This is a genomic window from Bacillus sp. JJ722, assembly GCF_036963345.1.
Taxonomy (GTDB): domain Bacteria; phylum Bacillota; class Bacilli; order Bacillales; family DSM-1321; genus Bacillus_AD.
Genome location: NZ_JBALMO010000266.1, coordinates 1 through 2884 on the forward strand (window position 1 = coordinate 1; position 2884 = coordinate 2884).

A 2884-nucleotide genomic window follows, 5' to 3' on the forward strand; every position below is an offset into this window, starting at 1 on the left:
AATCGCTTGTCAGCTCTTCGTGTATCCTCTTTATCTCAGTCGATGGGCTCCAGTCCATACGGAGCAAAACGGGCGCTTCCGCTTTTCTTGAAAGAGGCAATTATGTTTTTGTTACATCAAATCTGGGAAAAATAAAGTATAGTGAAAATACTGGAAGTTGGTTATAGGAAGGGAGAATATCTGAATGTGGAGAAAATTTATGTCTAGTATAGGGTTAGGAAATATTATGGTCGATACTATATTAGATAACAAGCAATATAAACGCGGTGAGACAATTAATGGGGTAGTACATATTAAAGGTGGAGCTGCTGAACAAGAAATTGAAAAGATTGTATTAACTTTAGTTCTAAAATATGACCAAGACAAAGAAGATAGCGATTTCTCATACCACGAAAAGGATCTACATGAGATTGTCTTTACAGATATACATCATGTAGATTCGAATGAGTATTGCAGTATACCTTTCTCCATTGCGATTTCTGGTGAGCATCCAATAACAAGTAAGGTTGTAGAAACCACTTTACGAACAAAATTATTCTTACCACAAGCGGTTGATTCTGAAGATGAAGATCAAGTTGTGATTTTGTAACGAACTAAGCAATGAGCAGGCGTAGGTCAAACTGTTTTGGAAGTCAAAAGGGCTATTTTAAGGACAGATTAACTTACGCCTATTTGAAGTTGTTGGTTTGTCGTTCTTACTTATTTTTGTTTTCATATTGCTGTTGTATTAACGCTTTGATTTCATTGTAAGTTAATCCAGAATTGGCGTTTAGTTGTTTTACTTCTTCAATGTTAGTACCTGCAACAGTATATTTATTTGAGGTTTGCTTCTTCATACTTGTCACTCCTTTTATTAATTAACATGTGAAATTTTCTAAACTATATTCGTAACATGTTTGTAATGTAAAAAGTGTGTTTATGGTAGAGAAAATGGGTATATAAAAGTACAGAAAACAAAGGAGGAAAACAGGATGAGAGGAAGAAGATTTGTAGCAGTCGGTGTAGGGATTGTAGGAGCGATCGGGTTATCAACAATTATGAAAGATGAGCGAAAGCGACAACAACTAATGAAAATGTACCAAAATTCGAAGAGTAAATTTTCTTCTTGGATTAAGAATAATACATCTGAACCAAAGGATTTAGTTCAAAAAGCTGGTCATCCAGATCCATATGACACGCCTGATAATAAAATGGTAGATGAAGGTGCTGTATTTGGTGTTCAATATTATAACAAGGTTGAGCAAAAACGTGAATAAACTATTTTTAAAAGATGTTGTCCAATAAGTCCTATTTACGATCATTGTTTGATTGATGGGAAGTAATTCTTTAGATTTTTAAGAAGATAGATGGGTTTCATCTAGACCGAAAGCGCCAAATATAGGTATTCTAACATAATCACCAAAGTTTACATATTTCACGTAAACTACTCCGGAGGGCTAACAAAGCGTAAAAGGGCGCTCGAAAAGTGATTGAAATGACTTTTCGGACAGCCCCTCAAAAAAACTCTTATTGTTCCTCCATAAGAATTCGAATTAAATCTGCTGCTGGAAGTTCACGACAGTGTTTAAATCCTTCCCCAGCCCATAAAGACATGTATTCTACTTGATTAGTTTTTCTAAGTGGTTGCGTCATTTGATGAACATGAGGATAAGCAGCTGGTGCAACTTCAGTATAGGCCTTTAAGAAATGATTCACCAATCCTCTAGCACGTCTTCCTGTAAACGCACGCGTCACTTCAGTAAATGTAAAGCGTGAACTGTTTAAGGCTTCCCGGTGAACGGGATTCGTTCCACTTTCAGGGCAAAGTAGAAATGCTGTTCCTAGTTGTACAGCACTTGCACCTGCTTCTAATACTTGGCGAATTGCCTGCCCATCCATCATTCCGCCAGCAGCTATTAATGGTAGATTAATATCATTTTGAACTGCAGATATGAAATCTAGCAATTTCATATCTTGTTCTTCCGTTTGATTATTTGAAAAAGAAGCTCGATGACCTCCTGCTTCAATTCCTTGCAAACAAAGCGCATCAGCTCCTGATTTTGCTGCCAGTTTAGCTTCTACTAAGTTAGTTACAGAAACGATCACAAACGTACCATTAGATTGTAAAGACTGGATGATATCTGGCGAAGGACATCCAAAAGTAAAGCTTACAATAGGAACTTTTTCGTCTAGCATTAGTTGAAGTTTTTTCTGCCAAGCATCGTCATCATAATAAGCTTTCCCTATATTTGTTCCTAGCTTTTGTGCTTCCTTATCTATTTTTCGTTCATAGGCATCTAATTCTTCTTGATTGACCTCTTCGTTACCAGGAACAAATATATTTACTCCAAAAGCTTCTTTTGTTAACTTTCTTAGCGCTATGATTTCTTCTTTTAATAAATCAACCGATTTGTAACCTGCTGCTAGAAAACCTAATCCACCAGCATTAGAAACTGCCGCAGCAAGAGCTGGATTCGATACTCCTCCAGCCATAGGAGCTTGAATAATAGGATATTGTAAAGATAACATGCTATCCCCTTCCCTTCTTCCACATTTTTCAAATTAAATCGCAAAACTGTTTCCTTAGCTCATCACCCAGATCGGCTAAAACATGAGCAGATACCGAAATTTCTGTCATAGAAGCAATTTATTCACTATTGAGAATAAAGATTATGTACCTTTGTTTATTTACTTCTCGGTTATCGTTCATTTATTAAGTCTCTACCTAAAGCTAAATCATCTTTTATTGTACGGTTGGTGTTTCTATTTACTTATGAAATAGAAATTCAACAATCTTATGTAATATTTTACCACACCATTTAACACTACGCCCTCTCAATTTTTCTTAGGTAGTTCATATTGAGATAGCTAATTTAATTATGATATTATAATGATAATTTAGATG

4 protein-coding genes are annotated in these 2884 nt (G+C 35.7%); 2 read left to right on the top strand and 2 right to left on the bottom strand.

What is annotated here, in order from left to right:
• Positions 1 to 184: 184 nt before the first annotated feature.
• On the top strand, positions 185 to 589 hold the full coding sequence (locus V7014_RS23290) for a sporulation protein (RefSeq protein WP_335510823.1): 405 nt from the start codon (positions 185 to 187) through the stop codon (positions 587 to 589).
• Positions 590 to 695: 106 nt separating this feature from the next.
• On the opposite strand, the gene V7014_RS23295 is transcribed toward V7014_RS23290, so the two are convergent.
• Positions 696 to 836: a hypothetical protein gene (locus V7014_RS23295; protein WP_335510825.1), complete on the bottom strand. Its 141-nt coding sequence runs from the start codon at positions 834 to 836 to the stop codon at positions 696 to 698.
• A 135-nt stretch (positions 837 to 971) separates the two neighbouring features.
• Between V7014_RS23295 and V7014_RS23300 the strand changes: the two genes are divergently transcribed.
• On the top strand, positions 972 to 1256 hold the full coding sequence (locus V7014_RS23300; protein WP_335510826.1) for a hypothetical protein: 285 nt from the start codon (positions 972 to 974) through the stop codon (positions 1254 to 1256).
• 250 nt (positions 1257 to 1506) lie between these two features.
• Here the strand turns inward: V7014_RS23300 and V7014_RS23305 are convergent, their stop codons facing one another.
• On the bottom strand, positions 1507 to 2508 hold the full coding sequence (locus V7014_RS23305) for an NAD(P)H-dependent flavin oxidoreductase (RefSeq protein ID WP_335510828.1): 1002 nt from the start codon (positions 2506 to 2508) through the stop codon (positions 1507 to 1509).
• Positions 2509 to 2884 lie beyond the last annotated feature (376 nt).